Annotated in this window: 15 protein-coding genes and 1 pseudogene; 8 read left to right on the top strand and 8 right to left on the bottom strand. The window is 64.1% G+C overall.

Annotation, left to right across the window (positions count from 1 at the left end):
* Positions 1-19 precede the first annotated feature (19 nt).
* Positions 20-742, bottom strand: a complete 723-nt coding sequence (locus tag E1956_RS38405; RefSeq protein WP_134758561.1) for a dienelactone hydrolase family protein — start codon at positions 740-742, stop codon at positions 20-22.
* Positions 739-1836: a cupin domain-containing protein gene (locus E1956_RS38400; RefSeq protein ID WP_134758560.1), complete on the bottom strand. Its 1098-nt coding sequence runs from the start codon at positions 1834-1836 to the stop codon at positions 739-741. Before E1956_RS38400 ends, E1956_RS38405 begins: the two co-directional genes overlap by 4 nt.
* 191 nt (positions 1837-2027) lie before the next feature.
* On the opposite strand from E1956_RS38400, the gene E1956_RS38395 reads away from it, so the two are divergent.
* Positions 2028-2867, top strand: a complete 840-nt coding sequence (locus tag E1956_RS38395) for an IclR family transcriptional regulator (protein WP_167760260.1) — start codon at positions 2028-2030, stop codon at positions 2865-2867.
* Between the two features lie 92 nt (positions 2868-2959).
* Here the strand turns inward: E1956_RS38395 and E1956_RS38390 are convergent, their stop codons facing one another.
* Positions 2960-3871, bottom strand: coding sequence for a LysR substrate-binding domain-containing protein (locus E1956_RS38390; protein WP_256377825.1), 912 nt, complete (start codon positions 3869-3871; stop codon positions 2960-2962).
* A 149-nt stretch (positions 3872-4020) separates the two neighbouring features.
* On the opposite strand from E1956_RS38390, the gene speB reads away from it, so the two are divergent.
* Both speB and E1956_RS38380 read left to right on the top strand, forming a co-directional pair.
* Complete coding sequence (gene speB / locus E1956_RS38385) at positions 4021-5007, top strand: agmatinase (protein ID WP_134758557.1); 987 nt, start codon at positions 4021-4023, stop codon at positions 5005-5007.
* Positions 5008-5052: 45 nt separating this feature from the next.
* Positions 5053-6153 carry a polyamine ABC transporter substrate-binding protein gene (locus tag E1956_RS38380; RefSeq protein ID WP_134758556.1) on the top strand — a complete coding sequence of 367 codons (1101 nt, stop codon included), beginning with the start codon at positions 5053-5055 and terminating at the stop codon, positions 6151-6153.
* 114 nt (positions 6154-6267) lie between these two features.
* Here the strand turns inward: E1956_RS38380 and E1956_RS38375 are convergent, their stop codons facing one another.
* A complete protein-coding gene (locus E1956_RS38375) occupies positions 6268-7329 on the bottom strand; it encodes a porin (protein WP_134758555.1) in 1062 nt (353 codons plus the stop codon).
* A 432-nt stretch (positions 7330-7761) separates the two neighbouring features.
* On the opposite strand from E1956_RS38375, the gene E1956_RS38370 reads away from it, so the two are divergent.
* Both E1956_RS38370 and E1956_RS38365 read left to right on the top strand, forming a co-directional pair.
* Positions 7762-9480 (top strand): GMC family oxidoreductase, encoded by a 1719-nt coding sequence (locus E1956_RS38370; protein WP_134758554.1) that lies wholly within the window; start codon positions 7762-7764, stop codon positions 9478-9480.
* A gap of 48 nt (positions 9481-9528) precedes the next feature.
* Complete coding sequence (locus E1956_RS38365; RefSeq protein ID WP_134759630.1) at positions 9529-10284, top strand: SDR family NAD(P)-dependent oxidoreductase; 756 nt, start codon at positions 9529-9531, stop codon at positions 10282-10284.
* Between the two features lie 11 nt (positions 10285-10295).
* Here E1956_RS38365 and E1956_RS38360 read toward each other — a convergent pair whose 3' ends face one another.
* On the bottom strand, positions 10296-10841 hold the full coding sequence (locus E1956_RS38360; protein ID WP_232072404.1) for a VOC family protein: 546 nt from the start codon (positions 10839-10841) through the stop codon (positions 10296-10298).
* Between the two features lie 190 nt (positions 10842-11031).
* Between E1956_RS38360 and acnB the strand changes: the two genes are divergently transcribed.
* Entirely contained in the window at positions 11032-13617 is a 2586-nt protein-coding gene (acnB, locus tag E1956_RS38355) for a bifunctional aconitate hydratase 2/2-methylisocitrate dehydratase (protein ID WP_134758553.1), read from the top strand.
* 150 nt (positions 13618-13767) lie between these two features.
* On the opposite strand, the gene E1956_RS38350 is transcribed toward acnB, so the two are convergent.
* A complete protein-coding gene (locus E1956_RS38350; protein WP_134758552.1) occupies positions 13768-16002 on the bottom strand; it encodes a SulP family inorganic anion transporter in 2235 nt (744 codons plus the stop codon).
* A 263-nt stretch (positions 16003-16265) separates the two neighbouring features.
* Between E1956_RS38350 and E1956_RS38345 the strand changes: the two genes are divergently transcribed.
* Positions 16266-19574 (top strand): adenylate/guanylate cyclase domain-containing protein, encoded by a 3309-nt coding sequence (locus E1956_RS38345; protein ID WP_134758551.1) that lies wholly within the window; start codon positions 16266-16268, stop codon positions 19572-19574.
* Between the two features lie 2 nt (positions 19575-19576).
* Here E1956_RS38345 and E1956_RS38340 read toward each other — a convergent pair whose 3' ends face one another.
* Positions 19577-19921: a hypothetical protein gene (locus tag E1956_RS38340; RefSeq protein WP_134758550.1), complete on the bottom strand. Its 345-nt coding sequence runs from the start codon at positions 19919-19921 to the stop codon at positions 19577-19579.
* 100 nt (positions 19922-20021) lie between these two features.
* Between E1956_RS38340 and E1956_RS38335 the strand changes: the two genes are divergently transcribed.
* Positions 20022-20951: a pseudouridine-5'-phosphate glycosidase gene (locus E1956_RS38335; protein WP_134758549.1), complete on the top strand. Its 930-nt coding sequence runs from the start codon at positions 20022-20024 to the stop codon at positions 20949-20951.
* A gap of 282 nt (positions 20952-21233) precedes the next feature.
* On the opposite strand, the pseudogene E1956_RS38330 reads toward E1956_RS38335, so the two are convergent.
* Positions 21234-22177 (bottom strand): annotated as a pseudogene (locus E1956_RS38330) (IS110 family RNA-guided transposase).
* Positions 22178-23109: the final 932 nt, after the last annotated feature.

Below are 23109 nucleotides of genomic sequence, written 5' to 3'. Positions count from 1 at the left end.
AACCCGGTTCCGGCAAGCGTTACCGGAGGCTTCGTGCGAGCAAGCTCAACATGCGCTCGTCTGCAGCGAGGAAGGCATCCCGGTTGAAGGCCTCTTCACGCAAGGGATTGAAGAACCCATGCTTTGCGCCCGCGTACGTGAATACGCTGGCGTTTTCCATGCCACTGACCGCCTGCGCAACGATGTCCCGGTGCTCGGGAAGGATGTGCGTGTCTTCTTCGCCAACGTGATACTGCAGCGGGCAGTCAATAGCGCGCAACTCGTCCAGATGCTCGTGAACCCGTACGCCGTAGAACGAAACCGCGGCGTCGCATTGAAACCGGGCCGCGTACCGGAGTGCGAGCAAGCCGCCAATGCAGAACCCCACTACGGCCAGCTTGCCGTTGGAGCCCGGCAAGTGACGCGCCCACTGCACAATGGCGTTGCAATGATCGAGCGCCATTTCCGGATCGTAGGCCTGCATCAGCGCAAAACCGCGTTTGCGGTCTGCCTCGGTATAGCCCAGGTCCACGCGGCGCTCAACATGACCGAATACGTCTGCGCACACGACTATGTAGCCCTTCTCGCTCAACTTCGTTGCGATGGTTCGGATGGCCGCATTGACGCCAAAAATTTCCTGAAGCAGCAACACCGTGCCGCGCGGCGCGTCGTGCTCGCCTTCGGTTGGTCCCACGCAGAACGCTTCAATGTTTCGGTCTTGATCGACCGTGTGCCAGCCCAACGGGAACTGTGCGGTATTCATGCGGCCTCCAGTTCGACGATCGCACCGTCGTTCGTGCGGCCCTGCTTGCGCATCAGCCCCAGTTTGGTGAGTGACGGCGAGTCGGTCACCGAGTAGAGCACGGCCTCACCGCCAGGCGCTTCGTGGTGATGCCACACCCATGCGGGCACGCAAAACACGTCATTCGGTTTCCAGTCGAAACGCACGCCGTCGATCTCGGTCGTCCCGCTGCCTTCGAGCACGACAAAGACCGATGAAGCGGTTTTGCGTTGCGACACCGTTTTCTCTCCGGCTCGAAGCAACGTACTCCGGTGCGACATGGTCGGCATGACCGACCCGCCGCTCACCGGGTTGGTATATTCGACTGTAATCGCGTCGTAAGGACTACCAGGTAGATTGGCCATGGCTTTGAGCGCCTCACGCGTATCCTCCCAGCGATAGACGAACATCGGGGAATGATCGACGCTGCCTCTTTGGTGGTCGACGAAGGTTGGCGTAATACCGCCGTACGAGTAAAGGCGCGTGGAGTACCCCGAGGGCCGGGTGATCGACTGGGTCGTTTTCGCTTGCCCTTCTTCGGCGTAGTCGAACTCGAACACCGTTGAGTTGAGCGCCTCGATCAGCGGGACGTCGAGCACGTCCACCCAGACGACCGACTCCGTGCCGTCGTTGCCGTGATCGTGCCAGCACCCATGAGGCGTTAGCACGAGGTCGCCGCGCGACATCGGAATCTTCTCGCCCGCCACCGTGGTGAACCCGCCGTTGCCCTCCAGCACGAAACGGCTGGCGCACGGCGTATGCCGATGGACCGGCGCGCTCTCCCCCGGGTTGTACAGCGAGTAGGCGGCGAACAATGTCGACGTGATGTAGGGCTTGCCGCCCAAGCCCGGATTGGCGAACACCAGGGCGCGCCGCTCGCATTCCTCGATTGGGACGGTCTTCGACGCCACCGCGAGCCGCGGGCTGATCTCGGACCACTGCCACAGATGCGGCACGGCGGTCTTGCGGGGCTCCTGGATTTCGATGTCCGCGCGTTCCTTCCAGAACTCCACGAGGTTGAGCGCGGATGCGTCACGCGAGAGTGTGGTGCGCACGCTGGATTGTTCATGTTGCATGGTGATGTCCCTCCTTGTCTGCTACGGGTTGATCATACACTGTATGATGCATCACACAATATAAGATGAAAAACGGGCTGTCAAGCCGGTGTTTGACGACGGCCCCCGGGCGTTTGGGGGACAGGGCAAGTTGATGGCAGGGCACGCCGCTGATACGCTTCGCCTCAGTCCATACAAGGAAGGCGATGACCGTGCAAAAGAAGACTGAAGACGTCGAGCAGGCCGAGCAGACAGATGACCAGCGTCCCGGCATTCAGTCCGTTGAAATCGGCGCCGAAATATTGAGCGCGCTGGCGACTTTCGGCAGACCCGTGCCTTTGCGCTCGCTTGCGGCGAAATGCGGGATGCCCGTGGGAAAAGTGCACCGCTATCTGGTGAGCCTGACGCGCTCGGGGCTCGTCGAGCAGGACGCGATGAGCGGGCATTACGGAGTGGGCAGGAGCGCCATCGCGATCGGGCTTTCCGGACTTTGGGCGTGCTCGCCCGTCAAGGAGGCCGCACGTGCAATAGCACAGTTGAGAGACGCCACTCGGGAAACGACCTTCGGCGCGATCTGGACCGACATGGGTCCCACTGTCTGCTTGCTGGAGGAATCCGACCGGCCGATTTACATGAACGTGCGCGTCGGTGCGCTACTGCCCGTCTACCAGAGTGCCGCGGGTCGGGTATTCGCCGCTCACCTGCCCGAGGAACTCATCAGGCGAGTCGTCAAACTTCAGGAGCACGCGCTTTCGACGCCCGTGGAGAAGCTGACTTCCGTCCAGGCGCGCGAGCTCCATCAGGAAACACGCGCAAACGGCTATGCGGGGGTAGCGGGGTCGAGCGTGCCTGGCGTGAACGCCGTCGCCGCCCCGGTCCATGATTACAAAGGCAACGTCACGGTCGTGATCGGGCTGCTCGGACGGGAACATGATTTGCCGCTCTCAGGGGAGTCGGCGCAGATCAGATCGTTGCTCGATTGCGCCGCGCTTGCGTCGGAGCGGCTCGGGTACCGTGCCGGCGCCACTGGTCAGCAGGAACGCGACGACTAAGGTTGCGCGCGCAACCAATTCGATTCGATTGCTTGCTGAGTCTGTACGGTTAGCGAAAATACGCGCCATCACGCAAGCTTCACGCAGATGAATCATTCCATCGACGTAGCGCCATCCTCGCCGCCGCCACCGCACGCCGATGTAATCCACTGAAAGGCGGGCTCAACCGCCGCCGAGCGTGCCGGCAGCGTCGATTTCATGAGCCACAGCGGCGGCATGGCAACCCCCGGCACCTGCGGCAGCCGGCACACTCGCTGTTGCGCCAGCGCCTCGCTCGCAAATAGCCGCGAGACCATCGCAATGCCCGCTTCCCGCTCCGCTGCCGCCACCAGCAGATGCGGATCGACACTCGTCATCACGCGCCGGGTTCGCAGGCCGCTGCGCCGCAGCTCGGGCAACCATGGCGCCCATTCCTGTGACTGTTCGTGCACGAGCAGCGGTGCGCGCGCCAGCACGTCGGGAAACGGCACCTCGCGCAGCCGGCTCGCAGTCTCGGGTCCGCAGATCGCCACTTTTTCCTGTTCCATCAGCAAGCGGCATTCGACATCCGGCGACTTGATCGGTTTGGCCGATACGACGAGATCGATGTCGACGCGGTCGATTTCAGTCACCTCCATGTCGGTCACGAGCCAGATTTCGACGTCCGGCATCGCGGCGGTCAGTTCGCTCATGCGCGGAATCAGCCAGCCCGAGGCGAATTCCGGCGGGCAATAGAGCAGCACCGAAGCGGGGTTGCCATAGGGCTCGATCCGCTCGCGCCCGTCGCTCAGCAGCGCGAGCGCGTCGGCCACCGTCTGCGCGAACAGCTTGCCGGCCGCGGTCAATACGACGCCACGGCCCATGCGCAGGAAGAGCGACTGCCCCGTCCACTCCTCGAGTTGAAGAATCTGGTGGCTGATCGCCGACTGGGTCAGCGACAGATCCTGAGCCGCGCGTGTGAACGAGCCCAATCGGGCAGCCGAATCGAAGGCCAGTAATGCCTGAAGAGGTGGGAGTCTGCGCATCGAGGTATGAGCAATATCGATAGTTCCAGAAAAATCCTTCGCTTTTTTATCCGTCTTTTCTGGCAAATCATAGCGCACATGGGATTCGCACTGAACGACGCGACAACTTGTATGAATCAATTTACTGGCTCCTGACTCACCGATCGACCATGACATCCACCTTTCAGAAAGACGACTTCGCTGCCGGCTTCTCGCAATCAGGCCATCACTCGCCGCAGCAACCCGAACCCGCTTCGCCGACCTACGCCGGGCCGCTGTCGTTCATGCGACGCCCCTATGGCCGCGATCTCAGCGGCGTCGACGTCGCCGTATCGGGTGTGCCGCTCGATCTCGCGACCACCTATCGTCCTGGCGCCCGCCTGGGGCCCGCCGCCGTGCGCGCGGCCTCGGTGCAACTCGCCGAGCTGGGTGTCTACCCGTGGGGGATCGCGCCGCTCGATGCACTGAACGTGATCGACTACGGCGATTGCTGGTTCGATGCACACCGGCCGTGGACGATCCGCGATGCCATCACGGCCCACGCCCGCACCATCCTGGCCTCAGGCGCAAAGATGCTGACGCTGGGCGGCGACCACTACATCACGTACCCGCTGCTGATCGCACACGTCGAACGTTTCGGCCGCCCGCTCAGCCTGATTCATTTCGATGCGCATTGCGACACGTGGCCCGACGAGCACGCGGATTCGCTCAATCACGGCACGATGTTCTACAAGGCGATCCGCGAAGGCCTGATCGATCCGGCGCGGTCGGTGCAGGTCGGCATCCGGACCTGGAACAGCGATTTCATGGGTGTGCGCGTACTCGACGCGCCCTGGGTACATCGTCACGGCACCGCGGCTACGGTCGAGGAGATTCTCGCAGTGACAGGCGACAGCCCCACCTATCTGACCTTCGATATCGACTGCCTCGACCCTGCCTTCGCCCCAGGCACCGGCACGCCAGTCTCGGGCGGACTCTCGTCGGCGCAGGCGCTCGAGATCGTGCGCGAGCTGGACGGTATCCAGCTTGTCGGCGCCGATGTCGTGGAAGTCGCGCCTTCGTACGATCACAGCGACGTCACGGCGCTCGCGGCCGCCCATCTCGCGGCCGACATTCTGTACCTCATGCGCCATCAACGGCCGATCAGCGCATCCTGAGCGCGCCAATGCCCTACAACGACCACAAACACATTCGGAGACATCATGCCAGCACCGTATTTGCGGACTGCACTTGCTTTGCTCACCGGCTGCGCATTCGCGAGCGCAGCGCTCGCCGGCGATAACGCGCTGAACGTCTATAACTGGGACGACTTTATCGCTAAGGATACCGTTCCAAACTTCGAGAAGGAGACTGGTATCCATGTCCGCTACGACGTGTTCGATAGCGACGACACCTTGCAGGCGAAACTGCTTACCGGCTCGTCGGGCTATGACATTGTCGTGCCCTCGTCGAGCTACATGGGTGCGCAGGCGGCCGCAGGGATCTACATGAAGCTGGACAAGTCCAAGCTGCCGAACCTTGCCAACCTCGATCCGCAACTGGTGAAACTCACCGACGCTGCCGACCCCGGGCATCAATACGGCGTGCCGTGGGCATGGGGCACGACCGGTCTCGCCTACAACGTCGACCAGGTTCGCAAGGTGCTCGGCCCCTCCGTGGCGCTCGACAACTGGGATATCCTGTTCAAGCCGGAATACCTGACCAAGCTGAAGAGCTGCGGTGTCTCGCTGCTCGACTCGCCCACCGACATGTTTTCGATCGCCCTGCACTATCTCGGCAAGGATCCCAACAGTCACAATCCGGCCGACTATCAGGCTGCCTATGAATTGCTCAAGAGCATCCGCCCTTATGTGACGCAATTCGCCCTTTATTCATGGATCAACGACCTCGCCGGCGGCGACGTCTGTTTCGGCGTGAGTTGGTCGGGCGACGTGAAGATGGCGGCCAGCCGCGTGCACGAGGCGCACAAGAACTTCCAGCTGGCGTACTTCATACCGAAGGGTGGCGCACCGGTATCGTTCCAGATGATGGCGATCCCGAAAGACGCGCCGCATCCCGAGGCCGCGCTCAAGTGGATCAACTACATCGAGCGGCCGGAAGTCCATGCGGCGATCACCAACGCCGTCTACTATCCCAACGCCGACAGCGCCGCTTCGAAGTTCGTCAAGCCCGAATTGCTCGACGACCCTATGGTTTATCCGAAGCCCGATGTGCTCTCGACGCTGTTCATGCAACAACCGCTGCCCGCGTCAATCAAGCGCCTGGAAACGCGTCTTTGGTCGCAATTGAAGGACGGGCGCTAAGTTCGCGTTCATCACATGGCGGCAGCACGCCGCCATATCGGCTCTCCATGCAAACGCCGAGAGCAACCCATAACCTGCTCCATGGCTTCGCGGACCCAGCCGCCTGCGTCGAGATCAGAAAGTGTGTCTGATCCCGACGTTCACCCCAACCGTGGTTCCCTGCACTTCGAAAAATACGTTGGGATAAGACACGGACAGGCCGGTATTCGCCGCACCGTGGTTGTTGACTACGCCGACCTGTGTGTAAAGCGTTGTCCGTCTGCTCAGGAAATACGCTGCGCCCACAGACGCGAGGAGCGAGTGATTATCGGAATTGTTGCGATCGCGCGTTAGCCAGACACCGCCGTTGAAGTCGACCTGTGACGCCATGATGTAGTCAAGTCCGCCACCATAGACATAGTTATTGGCAGCGCCCGCCACTTTGTAATTGATGAATACGGCCTTCGCTGTCAACGACCCGATCCGGTATGCCGCGCCGAGCGTACGACCGACGAATGCGACAGTGCTGGGAATCGGCGTGTTGACGGTCCCGCCGCTATTGCCGTCGTAAATGGCCCCGTTGAGCATGACGGTGCCATTGTCGTATTTGAAGCTCGCGGCATACTGCCGGCCCGCCTGGAAATCACCGGCTTCCCCGCCCAGCGCGAGCATGACGCTACCTTCGAGTCCGGCGATTTTTGGGCTGGTATAGGAGATCGCATTGGAGTTGTGCACGCCCGTCAGGAAGACGTTGTTGCCGTAGATGCTTTGTACATCGCCGAAGTTCGCAAAGCCCCGTGTGTCGGAATCGTAGATCGTATTCACGAACGGCGAGAACTGCAGCCCCGCCCTGACCTCCCCGTAGTTGCCCTCCAGCGCGACCCACGCTTGCCGGCCGAAGAAATTCCCGTTCGAATCGTTAATGCCACCGGTGCCGGTATTGAATCCGCTTTCGATTTTGAACTTGGCCTTTAGCCCCCCGCCCAGGTCTTCCACGCCGGAGAAGCCAAATAACGATGGCGACAAGCCCCCGTCGGCCAGCGCGAACGTTCGGCCGGCGTTCTGGCCTTGCGCGTTGGGGGTCTTGCTTGTGAACAACAGTGATGCATCAATGACGCCATACAGCGTAACGCTGCTTTGAGCGTGAATAACAGGCGCAATCCCAAGCAACGCAACCGCCAATATCGATCGTTTCATGCTTCGAGGTCTCCACTTGTCTGATGCGATGCAATCGCACTGTGTTGGTTAGTGGAGCAAGATTAGCGATAAATTTTCCGAGTGTGCAGTTTATGTGGTCGGTACTTTCCCGAGTAGTACAAAGTAAATGCAATCGAATATCGAGCCACCGTAGCAACGCATGCGCTTGCGCTGCCAGAGAAGCGGGTTTGCCCTGCTCCGGGAGCAAGAGCTGCGGACCTATCTCCATAATCGATGCGTCCAATCGGAAATTTGCTCCTGTTCAGATGGGATGGGACCGTGCATGATCGTTGCCGTATATCTCGCGTGAATGGTTTCTCTTAATCCATGCATCGACATGGATAAGAAAACCATTAGTTATCCAGATTTTTAGCGGCGTAGTTTGTGGCCGCGGAAAATTCTCACGTAAAAATAGATGGTGGAGACACGAGAGTGATTGAAGCGCGTGCCGAAGCGGCACAACAACTACTGGATCGGATGGCGCGCGGCACGCTGAGTCGCCGAGGCTTCATGAAGCTGGCCGCCGCGATGGGTATTGCCGCCGTGCTCGATCCCGCGCAGACGCAACAGGCATTGGCCGCGGGCGAGACGCAGCGCGCGAACCGGCAGGCCATCAAGGACAGCTACGACTATGTGATCGCGGGTGCGGGCGCTGCGGGCTGCATCGTGGCCGCACGCCTTGCGGAAGCGGGGGCCGAAGTGCTGCTCGTCGAGTCCGGCGGCTCGGACAACCTGCCCCAGGTGACGACGCCAGGCTTGTGGTTCACCAACATCGGCGGTCCGCTCGACTGGAAAGTCAAGGCGGCCCCGTCACCCTACGTCAACAACCGGGCCGTGCCCGTGGCCATGGGGCACGTTCTCGGAGGCGGCACGAGCATCAACGCCATGCTCTGGGTACGCGGGTTGAAGCAGGACTACGACGGCTGGGCCGAGCAAGGCTGCGATGGCTGGGGCTTTTCCGATGTGCTGCCCATCTACAAGCAACTCGAGGACTGGGAAGGCGGGGCCAACCAGTGGCGCGGCGCGGGTGGCCCCTTGCACGTCTGCACGACACATTCGCCACACCCGACCGCGACGGCCTTTGTTGGAGCCGCACGTCAGATGGGCGTGCCCATCCTCGACGATATGAACGGCCCGATGCGCGAAGGCGCCGGCTACGTGAATATGAGCATCAACCGCGACGGCAGCCGAGCAAGCGCCGCGCGTGCCTTTCTACGCCCGGCGCTCGGACGCCCGAATCTGACGCTGCTGCTCAACACGGACGGCGTCCGCTTGCGCTTCATGGGCACCCGCTGCACGGGGATTACGCTCAGCGACGCGGACGGCGTTCGCAACGTTCGCGCGAGGCGCGAGGTCATCGTGACCGCGGGCGGTATTGCGAGTGCGAAGCTGCTCCTGCTGTCCGGCATCGGCGATTCGGAGGACGCGCGCCGCCACGGCATTGCTCCCGTCGTCGACCTGAAAGGTGTTGGGCGCAATTTCCAGGACCACCCGCTGCTGTTTGGCGTCACGCTCGGCTACAAAGGCGAGTTTCCGCCGCGCTCGATGACGAGCAACGCGGTCGAGGCCGCGGCTTATGTGCGTAGCGATTCCTCGCTGCGCGACCCCGATGTCGCCATGGTCCTTCAACAGGTCTCCGTGGTCACGCCGGAGATACGCGCTGCGTTCGGCGCTCCTCCGGAGAATGGCTTCGTCATTTCACCGGCCCTCGTGCGTCCGACGAGCCGCGGCCGCTTCCAGCTCACGAGTGCCGACTGGCGGCAGCCGGGCCAGCTCGACGCCGGCTTCTTGTCGACGGACCACGACCTCGAAACGACCGTGCGCTGCATCGAACTATGCAGGGAGCTCGGGCAACAGCGGGCATTCGATCCCGTGCGCGCGGCAGAGGCGATCCCGGGCCGCTCGCTCGACAAGGCGGCGCTGCGGGACTTCGCCCGCAATGCGACGATCAGCTTCGGCCATCCGGTTGGCACCTGCAAGATGGGCGTCGATGCAATGGCGGTAGTGGATCCGCAATTGCGCGTCCATGGCGTAGAGGGATTGCGGGTCTGCGATTCGTCCATCATGCCGAGCATTGTGACGGGCCCGACCAGTGCCGCCAGCCATATGATCGGCGCCAGGGCTGCGGGCATGATCCTTGGCGCTGCGTAATCGCGTCACCGATATCGTGATGCCATAACAGGAGAGTTTTTCGTGTCGATGCGGCTTGAGGGTAAGGTTTGCGTGATCACTGGCACCGGCGGGAGCGTCGGGCGCGAGATCGCCGTCACGTTCGCACGGGAAGGTGCGCTGATCGTCGGTTGCGGTCTACGCGCTGAAGACAGCGAGGCGACCGTGGAGGCGGTTCAGGCCGCAGGTGGGCAGATGGTGTCCTTGCACCCCTGCGACCTCACGAAACCATCGGACTGCCAGGCACTTGTCGAGCTCGCCGTTAAAAAATTTGGCCGTATCGACGTACTGGTCAACAACGCGGCAATGGCCTACTTCAACTGGATCGAAGACATCTCCGACGAGGAATGGGCGCGCAATCAGCGCGAAGAGGTCGACCTCGTGTTCTACCTCACGCGAGCGGCATGGCCCTATCTGAAGGCAAGCCGCGGCGTGGTCGTGAACATGGCTTCGCTCACCGCGCTCATGAGCTTCAGGGATCTTGGCTCTCTGGCGCACACGACCGCCAAGGCCGGCATCATCGGCATGACGCGCCAGTTGGCGATGGAGGGGCGACAGCACGGGATTCGCGCCAACTCCATTTCGCCAGGCGTGATCGAAACGAACCAGACGCGCGAGCAGCTGAAGAACCCGGAATGGTCCAGCTACATGCTCAACAAGACGCTGCTGGGGCGCCTGGGCAAGCCTGAAGAAGTGGCGAAGGTCGCGCTATTTCTCGCCTCCGACGACAGTTCGTACGTTACTGGCGTCGATCTTGTCGTCGATGGCGGCATGAAAGTCTGGTGATCGCCGGTCGATCACGTCTGGCTCTCCGCCATCCCTTTCTCCGCCAGCTCCTTTTTCGCGCTCTCGTTCTTCGTCAAATGCGTGAGGCCCATGCCGCGCAGCACGTTGGGCGCCTTGGTGAACTGGATATTGTCGTAGCCCACGATCTCGATACGATTGCCCCACGGGTCGCGGAAATCCAGAAACGGGCCGCCGAGCGGCTCGACCCCCGCCGCCTTCAGGGCTGCACGGGCGGCTTCCTTGTCGTCGACAACGAGGCCGATGTGCCGGCTGTCATCGGCGGACTGTCTGCGTCCCGCCTGCAACGCGATGAACTGGTCGCCAAGATCGATGAAGGCCATCGTCCTGCTCTTGCCGCGTAGTTGAAACTCGAAGATCCGGCCATAGAACGCCAGCGCTTCCTCAATATCGCCCACTTCCAGCGCAATGTGATTGAAGCCGATGGCCCGCGGCTTTCTGGAATCCACCATTTGACCCTCCTCTCGGGTGCGACGCCTCCATTCAGTATGGTGTTTGAAGCCGCCTGACGCCAGCCGGTCAAAGCGGATTTGATTCATCCATTTCTGGATAGATGGCGTGCCCCAACCTTGATTCTGGAGATTTTTACCGCCATCAACTCTTATATAAGACATAAGACATTTGACGTTAGAGGCCGTTGCCACTAAAATCGCGTTCAAAGCAGTGCCCGGCATAGCCTCGGCGCGCCGGGAAAGCCTTCCCCTAAACGCGATATCAGCAGGTCCCCCCATGCTTGAAAACTTTCGTGCTCACGTAGCCGCACGCGCCGCGCTCGGCATCCCCCCCCTGCCCCTGACCGCCCAGCAGACCGCTGAGCTGGTGGAACTGCTGACGAATCCGCCCGCAGGTGAAGAGCAGACGCTGCTCGACCTCATCACGAACCGCGTGCCCGCTGGCGTGGACGAAGCCGCCCGCGTGAAGGCCGGCTTCCTGGCCGCCGTGGCCAAGGGCCAGACCGCCTGCGCGCTGATCTCGCGCGCCCGCGCCACCGAACTGCTCGGCACGATGCTGGGCGGCTACAACATCGAGCCGCTGATCGAACTGCTGTCCGACGCCGAAGTGGGCACCGTGGCCGCCGACGCGCTGAAGAAAACCCTGCTGATGTTCGACCAGTTCCACGACGTCAAGGAACTCGCCGACAAGGGCAACGCCAACGCCAAGGCCGTGCTGCAAAGCTGGGCCGACGCCGAATGGTTCACGAGCCGTCCGGAAGTGCCGGAAAGCCTGACCATCACCGTCTTCAAGGTGACGGGCGAAACCAACACCGACGACCTCTCGCCGGCCCCGGACGCCACCACCCGCCCGGACATCCCGCTGCACGCGCTGGCCATGCTGAAGAACGCGCGTCCCGGCATCACCCCGGAAGAAGACGGCAAGCGCGGCCCGATCAAGTTCATCGAGTCGCTGAAGGAAAAGGGCCACCTGGTCGCCTACGTGGGCGACGTGGTCGGCACCGGCTCCTCGCGCAAGTCGGCCACCAACTCGGTGCTGTGGTTCACGGGTGAAGACATCCCCTTCATCCCGAACAAGCGCTTCGGCGGCGTGTGCCTGGGCGGCAAGATCGCTCCGATCTTCTACAACACGATGGAAGACGCCGGCGCCCTGCCGATCGAGCTCGACGTGTCGCAGATGGAAATGGGCGACGTGGTCGAACTGCGCCCGTACGAAGGCAAGGCCCTGAAGAACGGCGCAGTGATCGCCGAGTTCCAGGTCAAGTCCGACGTGCTCTTCGACGAAGTTCGCGCCGGCGGCCGTATTCCGCTGATCATCGGCCGCGGCCTGACCGCCAAGGCGCGTGAAGCGCTGGGCCTCGCCCCGTCGACGCTGTTCCGCCTGCCGCAGCAGCCGGCCAACAGCGGCAAGGGCTTCTCGCTGGCGCAGAAGATGGTCGGCCGCGCGTGCGGCCTGCCGGAAGGCCAGGGCGTCCGTCCGGGCGCGTACTGCGAACCGAAGATGACCTCGGTGGGCTCGCAGGACACCACGGGCCCGATGACCCGCGACGAACTGAAAGACCTGGCGTGCCTGGGCTTCTCGTCCGACCTCGTCATGCAGTCGTTCTGCCACACCGCCGCCTATCCGAAGCCGGTGGACGTGAAGACCCACCAGACGCTGCCGAACTTCATCAGCACGCGCGGTGGCATCGCGCTGCGTCCGGGCGACGGCGTGATCCACTCGTGGCTGAACCGCATGCTGCTGCCCGACACCGTCGGCACCGGCGGCGACTCGCACACGCGCTTCCCGATCGGCATCAGCTTCCCGGCGGGTTCGGGCCTGGTCGCCTTCGCGGCCGCCACCGGCACGATGCCGCTGGACATGCCGGAATCGGTGCTCGTGCGCTTCAAGGGCAAGATGCAGCCGGGCGTCACGCTGCGTGACCTCGTCAATGCGATCCCGCTGTACGCCATCAAGCAAGGCATGCTGACGGTGGCCAAGCAAGGCAAGAAGAACATCTTCTCGGGCCGCATTCTCGAAATCGAAGGCCTGCCCGACCTGAAGGTCGAGCAAGCGTTCGAACTCTCGGATGCATCGGCCGAGCGTTCGGCCGCCGGTTGCACCGTGCACCTGAACAAGGAACCGATCATCGAATACCTCAACAGCAACATCACGTTGCTGAAGTGGATGATCGCCCAGGGCTACCAGGACCCGCGCAGCCTCCAGCGCCGTATCAAGGCGATGGAAGCGTGGCTGGCCGATCCGCAACTGCTGCAACCGGATGCGGACGCCGAGTACGCGGCCGTCATCGAGATCGACCTCGCCGACGTGCATGAGCCGATCGTGGCCTGCCCGAACGATCCGGACGACGTGAAGACGCTGTCGGACGTCGCTGGTGCGAAGATCGACGAAGTGTTCATCGGTTCGTGCATGACCAACATCGGTCACTTCCGTGCCGCGTCGAAGCTGCTCGAAGGCAAGCGCGACATTCCGGTCAAGCTGTGGGTCGCTCCGCCGACCAAGATGGACCAGAAGCAGCTGACCGAAGAAGGCCACTACGGCGTCTTTGGCACGGCCGGCGCGCGTACCGAAATGCCGGGCTGCTCGCTGTGCATGGGTAACCAGGCACAGGTGCGCGAAGGCGCAACGGTCATGTCGACCTCGACCCGTAACTTCCCGAACCGTCTGGGCAAGAACACGAACGTGTACCTCGGCTCGGCGGAACTGGCGGCGATCTGCTCGCGTCTGGGCAAGATCCCGACCAAGGACGAGTACATGGCCGACATGGGCGTGCTCAGCGCGAACGGCGACAAGATCTACCAGTACATGAACTTCGACCAGATCGAAGACTTCAAGGAAGTGGCCGACACCGTGACGATGTAAGCGAGTTGTCGGGCTACGGCGCGGTGTTCTGGTTGTAGATCCGCGTCGTAGTGCCACGAAAAGGCGCCGCAGGCTGAATGTCTGCGGCGCCTTTTTTCTTTGGTGCGGAGCGGGGGCGAGCCAACGACAAGGGCCCCTTCCGCCGGGTGCTCAGTAGGCCGCGCGCAGCGCCTCACTGGCAAGGGCAAGCCGCGACGCGATGACCTTCACCATGAATCGATGAAATTGCTGCGCGGCTGCGGGGTCGTCTTGCTCGAGAGCGGCGAGCGCGGCCAGCGACAGCCTGTGCACGCGTGTCGGCATTTCGGCGAACACGTCGGCGCTGCGCGGATGCTGCGTGTACATGGCCATTTCCCCCACCACCGTGCCCGGCAGGCAGGCGCGCAGCCTTACCGAGCGCCCTTTTCCCAGCGGCAGCAAGACCGCCACCCGCCCGTGCTCGATGAGGTAGAGCGCGTCGCCCGGCTCGCCGCGAACAAACAGCGGCTGGCCCGCAATCAGGTCACGCACTTCAAGCCGCGTGAAAAGTGTCTTCAGCGCACTGGCCGTGAAGTGTGGCGCAAGCATCGCGTGAAGATCGTCACCGCGCATTGGCGCGCTCGCGCATGACGCGAGCAGTTGGTCCTCGACCCATTCCAGGCCCGCATCGAGCGTGTCGAATTCGCGAATCCGCAGATTGAGCGTCCCGGTTTTAGTCAGCAGATCGCGCGAGCGCAGCGGCAGCGCGGTCAAGATCAAGTCCGCGTCGATGGCTGCGCAGAGCTGCCGCAGCTTGACGAAGCTGATCGACACCGACGCGTCTATGCCCTGGGTCGACGCGAAGTCGAGCACGACAAAGTGGACCGGCGCCGCATGGCGCGCGGCGAGCCGCTCGCGCAAGCGCTGGAGGATCGAATTGGCCGTGCCGAAGAAGAGAAACCCTTGCAGGGACATGCCGCACACCTGTGCGCCGAGCCCGCGCAGCGCTTCGGTTTCCTCAATGTTGCGCTCGACATTCGAGGTCCGGGTGCGCAAGTCGAACTCCATCCGGATGCAACTGACCCGGCCGTAGAGCAGCGTGAACATCACGCACGCGGCGACGACGCCGGCAACCACGCCGATGATCACGCCCCAGGCCGCAATCGTGCCGAGAATGACGGGCACGAGCAGATACTCGTACCAGTTGAGCTTCGCCCAGGCGCCCACGAGCCACTGCATGAGCAGGCGCAACCCCATGAACAGCTGAAGGCCGACGAGCACCGGCACGGGAAAGAGCGCGACGAGGCCGGGCGACGCGGCCAGCGCGACAAGGCACGCGAGCGACGCGAACACGCCCGCCAGCCGGCTCGTCGCGCCCACGCGCGCGTTGAGCATCGAGCGGTTGAACGACTGATAGCCGACCATGCCGCCCAACAGCCCGCTCGCGAGATTGGCGAGGCCCGCGGCCCGCATCTCGCGATTGAGATCGACCTCCTCGCCCGTCGCCGCGCCGATGGCCGTCGAATTCATCAGGATGGTGATCGCCGAGGCCGACGTGACCACGAGGCTTTCCGGAAGGTGCGCGGCGATCGCCGGCCAGTCGATGCCGCCGTGCGCGAGCTGCGCGCTCAGGTGCAGCTCCGGAAGTCCGCTGAGCCGCAGCGCCGCGCGCGGCAGCAGCAGCCCCATGCCGCGCGCGTCGTCGATCGACAGGCCCGCGGCGCGCAGCAGGATATAGAACAGGACGATTCCGAAGGCCAGCGTGAGCGGCAGCACGGCGACGTGCTTCCAGGTCCGCATCAGGACGGTGGCCAGCACGCCGACGACCAGCGCGGGAAGCCACGCGAGCCAATGAAGATGCGTCAACACCACGAGCGTGTGCCATTGCAGCGGCTCGCCCGTCATCACGCGGAACGCGCCGGCGAGGAGCAGATAGCCCGTGCCGGCGAGAAATCCGCCGAGCACCGGGTAAGGCAGGAACTGCAGCGAGCGGCTGCGCCTCGACGAACCGATCGCGTAGAGCACGATGCCGGTCACGAGCGAACAGAGCGCGATCGCGATCAGCACGGTCAGGAGAAGCGTCTGCGGGGAGCCGCCGTCCGCGCGCACGCTGCTCGCGACGCCCGCCGCCACACCCGCGAGGAACGCCGCCGCATTGCTGTCGGGGCCGCCGATGTTCAGGCGCATCGAGCTCGTCAACGCAATCACGAGCGCCGTGACGACACAGCTGACGAGCGCGGTGGGCACGCCGAGCATCGCGTAACGGGCGAGATCGGCGCTGAAGATCATCGTGCCGAGGCTCATCGCGTAGCACAGCATGACGAGCGCCGATACCGCCCCGGCGGCCAGATCGCCGGGCAGCCCCGCGACGCGCGAGCGTGAGCGCGGCAGGACGTCGGAGACGGAAACGGTCTTTCCCGGCTTCACGTGAATTCCCGGTGGAATGCAGCGGTGCGATGGGGAACGGCTCAGTATCCGTCCGTGCCCGAAAGGCTGTCAAACGCCATACGTCGCCCCTGGCGGGCGCCTACACTGGGTATTCATCGGCACGTTTGCCTGAGAGGCTCGGACCGTTCGCAACGGCAACCGGCGCGCTTTTCGTCTGCGCTTTGAGCCTGTGGCAAGCAACCGGAAGCGGACCCGGGCGGCACAGCGGCGCGTGCCCCCGGCATTGGATCCAGGCGGCGAACATGGATATTGAGCAGTGGCTGCACGTGCTGGGGCTCGAGCAGTACGCGCAAGCGTTCGCGGCGAACGATATCGATCTGTCGCTGCTCGCGCAGCTGACCGACGCCGACCTGAAAGAGCTCGGGGTGCAGTCGCTTGGCCACCGCAAACGCATCCTCGCTGCCGCGCAGGACTCGGCGGCCGCGACTGCCGCCGGGCCTTCGGCGCACGCGCCCAGCGTCCAGGACGCCCCCGCGGATGAGCGCAGGCAAGTCACGATCCTCTTCGCCGATCTCTGCGGCTTCACGGCGCTTTCGCGCACGCTCGATCCGGAAGAGCTGCGTGCGTTGATCGGCCGCTACACGGCACTCGTCGACGGCATCGTGCTCGCCTGGGGCGGCACGACCGACCGGCACATCGGCGATGCGGTGATGGCGCTGTTCGGCGCGCCCCGTGCGCACGAGACGGACACGCTGCGCGCGGCCCGCGCGGCGCTCGACGTCCATGAAGCGCTGACGCAACTAAGCGCGCAGACCGCGCGCACGTTGCAGGCGCATATCGGCATCGCGAGCGGCGAGGTGGTGGCGGGTGCGCTCGGTTGCGTCGACGCGCGCGACTACACCGTGACCGGCACGCCGGTGAACCTGGCCGCGCGGCTCCAGGCCACGGCGGCGCCCGGTGAAACCTGGGTTTCCGATGACGTGGCGCGCGCGCTCGGCGACGCCGCCGTCTGCGACGCGCTCGGCGAGCAGCGCTTCAAGGGCATCGACATGCCGGTGCGCGCGTGGCGGCTGCGTGCCATCGAGAGCGAATCGGCCATTGAAGCGGCGAAGGCGAGGCAGAGCCTCTTCGTCGGACGCCAGGCCGAGCTCGAGCAGTTTCACGGCATCGTCCACGCGTGCGTTGCGAGGCAGGCTGGCCATGTCGTCCATGTGCGCGGCGAAGCGGGCATCGGCAAGACGCGGCTGGTCGACGAGATGCGCCGCTACGCGCAGGCGCAGGGCTTCACGATCCACCGGGGCCTCGTGCTCGATTTCGGCGTGGGCAAGGGGCAGGATCCCGTGCACGCGATCGTCGGCAGCCTGCTCGGCCTGCCCGCCGGCGCGTCGAGCGACGCGCGCGAGGCCGCCGCCGCGCGCCTGGCCGCCGAGGGCGTCGTCAAAGCCGAGCAGCAGGCGTTCCTCCACGACCTCCTCGGCCTGCCGCTCGCCGACGAATGGCGGGCCCTCTACGACGCGATGGACCACGGCGCGCGCAAGCGCGGCAAGCAGGCGCTCGCCGCGAGACTCGTCGACGACGCGTGCAGGCAGGCGGCGACACTGATCGTCGTCGAAGACCTGCATTGGGCCGACCCCGAAGTGCTCGCGTATCTCTCGGCCTTCGCCTCGGGCATTGCGAACGGCCCGGGCCTGCTCGTGACGACCTCGCGCGTGGAAGGCGATCCGATCGATGCGGCCTGGCGCGCGCGCTGCCGGGACATCCCGTTCGCGACGATCGATCTCGGGCCGCTACGCAAGGACGAGGCGCTGAGCCTCGCGGGCAACTTCATCGACGCGACGCAGCGCGTCGCCCTCGCCTGCATCGAGCGCGCGGGCGGCAACCCGCTGTTCCTCGAGCAGCTATTGCGCAACGCCGAGGAAGGCAGCGGCGGCACGGTGCCCGCCTCGATCCGCAGCCTCGTGCTCGCGCGGATGGACCGGCTCGCGCCGCACGACCGCCTGGCCTTCCAGGCGGCCGCCGTGATCGGCCAGCGCTTCGACATCGCGTTACTGCGGCGGCTCATCGACGATCCCGGCTACGTCTGCGCCGGCTTGCTCGCCAACGCACTCGTGCTGCCGGAGGGCGAAGACTTCCTGTTCGCTCATGCGCTGATTCAGGAGAGCGCGTACTCGACGCTGCTGCGCGCGCGCCGGCGCGAACTGCACCGCCGCGCGGCCGACTGGTTCGCGCACGGGGACCCGGCACTGCACGCCCAGCATCTCGACCGTGCCGAGGACGAACGCGCGCCGCGTGCCTATCTGGCCGCTGCGGCCGCCCAATGCGAGGCCCACCTGGTCGAAGCCGCGCTGCGGCTTGCCGAGCGGGGCCTCGAGATCGCGCAAACCGACGCGGACCGCCACGCCCTGCGCTGCTGCAAGGGCGAGCTCCAGCGCGACCTCGGCGACATCGCGGGATCGATTGCGACCTGGCGCGAGGCGCTCGCGGCCGCCCCCGACGACGCCAGTCTGTGCCGCTGCCAGCTCGGGCTGGCGGAAGGCCTGCGCGTGAGCGAGGGGCTCGACGAAGCGCTAGACCTGCTCGAGGCCGCGCAGCGGATCGCGGAGCGCGACGACCTGGTGGCCGAGCTCGCGAGCCTTCACTACCTGCGCGGCAACATCTTCTTTCCGCTCGGGAAAATCGATGCCTGCGGCACCGAGCACGAACGCGGGCTCGCGTTCGCCCGGCGCCTGGGCCTGCCGGAGGCCGAGGCGCGCGCGCTCGGCGGCCTCGCCGATGCCGCATACGCGCAGGGGCGGATGCGGACCGCGTTCCGCCACTTCAGCGATTGCGTGGCGTTGAGCCGCGAGCACGGGTTCGGCCGCATCGAAGTTGCCAATCGTCCGATGCAGGGCTTCAGCCGCATCTACCTGAACGATGCGCGCGAGGCGCGCGAAGACGCAGTGGCCGCCGCGCGCGCCGCCGAGTTGATCGGGCAGCCGCGCGCACAATTGCTGTGCGAGACGCTTGGCGTGTTCGCCTGCTGCGAACTGGGCGATGCGCAGGGTGCGCAGGTCCATCTGGAGGGGGAAATGCGCGTGATCCGGCAATTAGGCGCACGGCGGTTCGAAGTGCAGAACCGCGAAATGCAGGCACGCGTATGGCTCGCCGACGGACGCCGCGGCGAAGCCGTGAAAGCGCTTCGCGAGGCGCTCGCGATCTCGCGCGAAGTGGGCACGCAGTTCTCCGCACCGAAGGCCTTGAGCGCCCTCGCCTGCGCAGTCGACGAGAACGACGAGCGCGCGCGGCTGCTGGCAGACGGCGAGGACCTTCTGCGCCTTGGCGCGGTCGGCCACAACCACCTGTGGTTCTACCGTGACGCAATCGAAGCGATGCTCTCGGCCCGCGATCCGGCCGGCGTGCTGCGCTACGCGAGCGCCCTCGAGAATTACACGCGGCACGAACCGCTGCCCTGGGCCGAACTGTTCGCAGCGCGCGGCCGCGCGCTTGCTCGCACCCTGCAGCAGCCCGCGGACGAAGCCGTGCGATGCGAGCTCGAGCGCGTGCGAACCGGGTTGCTGGAGGCGGGCTTTCGGTATTACCTGGCTGCCGTCGATGCGGCGCTTGCGGCTTGAGATCACCGCCCGGTCAGCATCCGAAGGATTTTCTGCACGATGGATTCGTGGCGCTCGAGCGCCTCGGCGAGCGTGCTTGCGCCATAGCTCTCGTTCTCCTCGGGCGCTTGCATTCCGGCGATGCGCGTCACGAAGAGCGCGGGTTCTCCCGTCTTCGCGTCGGCCACGCCACGAAAGCGGGTCGTGACCGTGACGCCGGCCTCTTCGAGCAGGGTGCGGCGAAAGACCAAATCGTTCTCGGCCATCCAGCGCGACCACTCGCTGCGGTCGAATACCTCGACAGGCCGGTTTTTCGCATCGAGGACGTAGATGCGTTCACTCTGGGGCGGGACGGAGCGGAATTTCATGATGGGGAGGCAAAAGGCGCCGGGCGCTCGACAATGAGCCGTGAAGCGGCCCCATGCGGCATACTCAAGTCAAGTTCAGGATACTCGAAGAGCCACGGACATGGTTACCGACCTCGCACGCTCCTGGTTGACCTTCAGTCCCGCAGTAGCCGCGGCAAAGGCCGCCGGCCGTCCGCTCGTGGCGCTGGAGTCGACCATCATTGCCCACGGCATGCCGTACCCGGAGAACGTTCGCACCGCGCGTGAAGTGGAGGCGCTGATCCGCGAACTGGGCGCCGAACCCGCGACGATTGCGCTGATTGGTGGGCGCATCCGCATCGGCCTTTCTGACGACGAGCTGGAGCTGCTCGGCCGCTCGGATCAGGTGCATAAAGTCAGCCGGCGCGATCTGCCGGCCGTGCTGGCCAACGGCGGCCTGGGCGCCACGACGGTGGCGGGCACGATGATATGTGCGGCGCTGGCCGGCATCGAGGTCTTCGTCACCGGAGGGATTGGCGGCGTGCATCGGGGGGCGCAGGAGACTTTCGATATCTCTGCGGATCTTCAGGAGTTGGCGAGGACCTCGGTGGCGGTGGTTTGTGCCGGGGCGAAGTCCATTCTCGATATCGGGCTCACCCTGGAGTATCTGGAAACGCACGGCGTGCCGGTGCTCAGTTGCGAGCAGGATAATTTCGCTGCGTTTTATACGCGGGACAGCGGGTATCGTGCGGATTTCAGGCTTGATGATGCGGTGGAACAGGCGCGTTTTATTCGCACTAAATGGGATTTGGGGCTTGTGGGTGGGGTGGTGGTGAGCACACCGGTTCCGGCGGTGGCGGCGATGCCGGATGAAGAAATCGATGCGTTGACGCGGCAGGCGTTGGATGATGCCGCGGTGCAGGGCGTTACCGGCAAGGCCGTCACTCCTTTTTTGCTGGCGCGGATCAAGGCGCTGACCGGTGGGCGCAGCCTCGCCACGAATATTGCAATTGTGAAACACAATGCCGAAGTGGGGGCCAGGCTGGCGATCGCTATGGGGAGCATAGAGTAGTAGCTCTCTGCGGACTTCGCCGCGGGTTTGGTTGGCGGCGCCTTCTGCGGCGTTGGCCTTAACTTGTTTTCGCGGCGGGCCGCGGGCGTTGCCCCTGTGCGGGGCGGCACCTACTTTTCTTTGCAGCCGCAAAGAAAAGCAACCGTATTGGGAGTCAAGCGGTTGCTGGCTGGCAGAGGCTGGATTGCCGACACGTCTATCAGCAATGCATAGGCGAGCGCATACCGCACGATTGATGATCGCGCCCGGACTGCCCGCCAACGGGGCAATGCGTGATGAAACTCAGTTGAGCGGCGGACTCCAGTGCGTGGCGTTACGAACCATTGCATTAAGCGTGACGACGAGCTTGCGGATGCAGGCCGTGATAGCTACCTTGAACGGTTTGCCAGCCTTGCGTAGCCGGTCATAGAACGCCCGGATGGTAGGGTTAAAACGCAGCGCGGGCACGCAGGCCATATAGAGGGCGCGCCGCACGACAGCGCGCCCGCCACGGATACGGCGCTTGCCGATGTGCTTGCCGCTGTCGCTATTGAAGGGGGCGACGCCGGTGAGCGCAGCGATCTCGCGGCGGTTCAGGGACCCGAGCTGGGGCATGAAGGCGATCAGCGTCGCGGCGGCGCCGGGACCGATGCCGGGCACAGAGCGTAGCAGGTCTTCCTTCTGGCGCCACGCGGGCGAGGAGCGCAGGAATGAATCGATGTCATTGTCGGCGATCTTGATCTGCAGCTTGAGCCATTTGATGTGCTCGTTCAGACTGTCCCGCGCAGCAGCATGGGCGCGTTCAAGACGAGCTTTCTCGGCCACAAGCATCTCGATGAGCTGGGCGCGGCGCAGCAGCAGGGCCTGTAACTGCTCCGTCTGCAGATCATTGAGCGGGCGCACGTCGGGCTTGAGGACCGCGGCGAAATGAGCGATGGCGAAGGCATCGATGCGATCGGTTTTAGCGCGCGTGCCGGTTGCGCGGGCGAAGTCGCGAACCTGCCGGGGATTGACCGCGACAGCGGGCAGGCCGGCTTCGCACAGGGCCCTGAGCAGGGCGAGTTCAAGCTTGCCGGTGGCTTCGGGACGATCAGCGTGGGGTTCAACGCGATCAGGCGTTGCACCAGCTGTTCAATGGCGCGGGGCTCATTGTCGACACGAAAATGTTCGGTGGTGTCATGAATGGCAACATCGAGCGCGGTGCCGCTGACGTCGATGCCGATATAAACGGAATGAGAGTGGTTCATCACGGTACCCATACTTGCAGAAAAATACGAGCTCGGGGCTCAGTCAACTGTTCGGGCTAGGAGGATGAAAAGGACAGTCGCTCAAGCTTTTCTGCGTGCTCGAGGCACGGTAGGCAGACGAGCTGACTGTCCCTGTGACGGCAACTGATCAGGTCGACGTCACAGAAGGGAATATACAAGTAGGCAAAAGAAAGCGGCTCACACCGCTAGTGTGACGCTGTCCCCCACTGCCCTTCTCACCGGAGCGGCTCCGGGGCATCCGTCTCCCCGCACACTCCGCGCTAGTGACAAAGGGCTCATCCTTCCCGCCGCGCGCTACGCGCGGGCGGAACGGTCTGCAAGGAAAACCGAGTGGGCTGCTGGCGATTGCGCGGGAGTACTTCCGGGCGCATTGGCAATTGCGCAGGAATGGTTCCGGTCTAATATGCCGGAGTCCTACTGATATGCGAGAGTGCTTCCATTTGAATACGTGGAGTTCTGCGAATACGTGTATATCCCAATGGTTTTTGTTATGCCCCACGGCGCGCGCAGCGCCGCCGGATGAATGAGCCCTTAGTCACTTCGCTATACGCCGCGTGGTGACAGACGCTCCGGAGCCGCTCCGCTATAAGGCGAGTGGTGAACTGCGTCACACTAGCGGTTTGAGCGGCTTTCTTTTGCCTACTTTTCTTTGCCGCGGCAAAGAAAAGTAGGTGCCGCCCCGCACAGGGGCAACGCCTGCGGCCCGCCGCGAAAACAAGTTAAGGCCAACGCGCCAATAAAGCAGACACGAAACGTTCGGGATCAGGGCCGTTAACCTGAATGAGACAGGAAGGCCTGCAAGTGCCGGAAGCAACGTTCGCGCACGCGATCTGACTGGACAACCACGAGGTAGCGCCAATTGCAACGCAGCGTTGCGGCATTGCACACAATCCCATATCGAACGAACACCT

This window comes from Paraburkholderia pallida, assembly GCF_004524855.1.
In the GTDB taxonomy this organism is placed as follows: domain Bacteria; phylum Pseudomonadota; class Gammaproteobacteria; order Burkholderiales; family Burkholderiaceae; genus Paraburkholderia; species Paraburkholderia oxyphila.
Note: the sequence above shows the minus strand (reverse complement) of the source record. Positions and strands in the feature narration are given on the sequence as shown.

Bases quoted from the DNA above. Each gene is read 5' to 3' on its own strand.
- E1956_RS38365 (WP_134759630.1), top strand. From the start codon at position 9,529: ATGCGGCTTGAGGGTAAGGTTTGCGTGATCACTGGCACCGGCGGGAGC.
- E1956_RS38400 (WP_134758560.1), bottom strand. From the start codon at position 1,836: ATGCAACATGAACAATCCAGCGTGCGCACCACACTCTCGCGTGACGCA.
- E1956_RS38380 (WP_134758556.1), top strand. From the start codon at position 5,053: ATGCCAGCACCGTATTTGCGGACTGCACTTGCTTTGCTCACCGGCTGC.
- E1956_RS38360 (WP_232072404.1), bottom strand. From the start codon at position 10,841: ATGAATCAAATCCGCTTTGACCGGCTGGCGTCAGGCGGCTTCAAACAC.
- acnB (WP_134758553.1), top strand. From the start codon at position 11,032: ATGCTTGAAAACTTTCGTGCTCACGTAGCCGCACGCGCCGCGCTCGGC.
- E1956_RS38335 (WP_134758549.1), top strand. From the start codon at position 20,022: ATGGTTACCGACCTCGCACGCTCCTGGTTGACCTTCAGTCCCGCAGTA.
- E1956_RS38390 (WP_256377825.1), bottom strand. From the start codon at position 3,871: ATGCGCAGACTCCCACCTCTTCAGGCATTACTGGCCTTCGATTCGGCT.
- E1956_RS38375 (WP_134758555.1), bottom strand. From the start codon at position 7,329: ATGAAACGATCGATATTGGCGGTTGCGTTGCTTGGGATTGCGCCTGTT.
- E1956_RS38340 (WP_134758550.1), bottom strand. From the start codon at position 19,921: ATGAAATTCCGCTCCGTCCCGCCCCAGAGTGAACGCATCTACGTCCTC.
- E1956_RS38405 (WP_134758561.1), bottom strand. From the start codon at position 742: ATGAATACCGCACAGTTCCCGTTGGGCTGGCACACGGTCGATCAAGAC.
- speB (WP_134758557.1), top strand. From the start codon at position 4,021: ATGACATCCACCTTTCAGAAAGACGACTTCGCTGCCGGCTTCTCGCAA.
- E1956_RS38345 (WP_134758551.1), top strand. From the start codon at position 16,266: ATGGATATTGAGCAGTGGCTGCACGTGCTGGGGCTCGAGCAGTACGCG.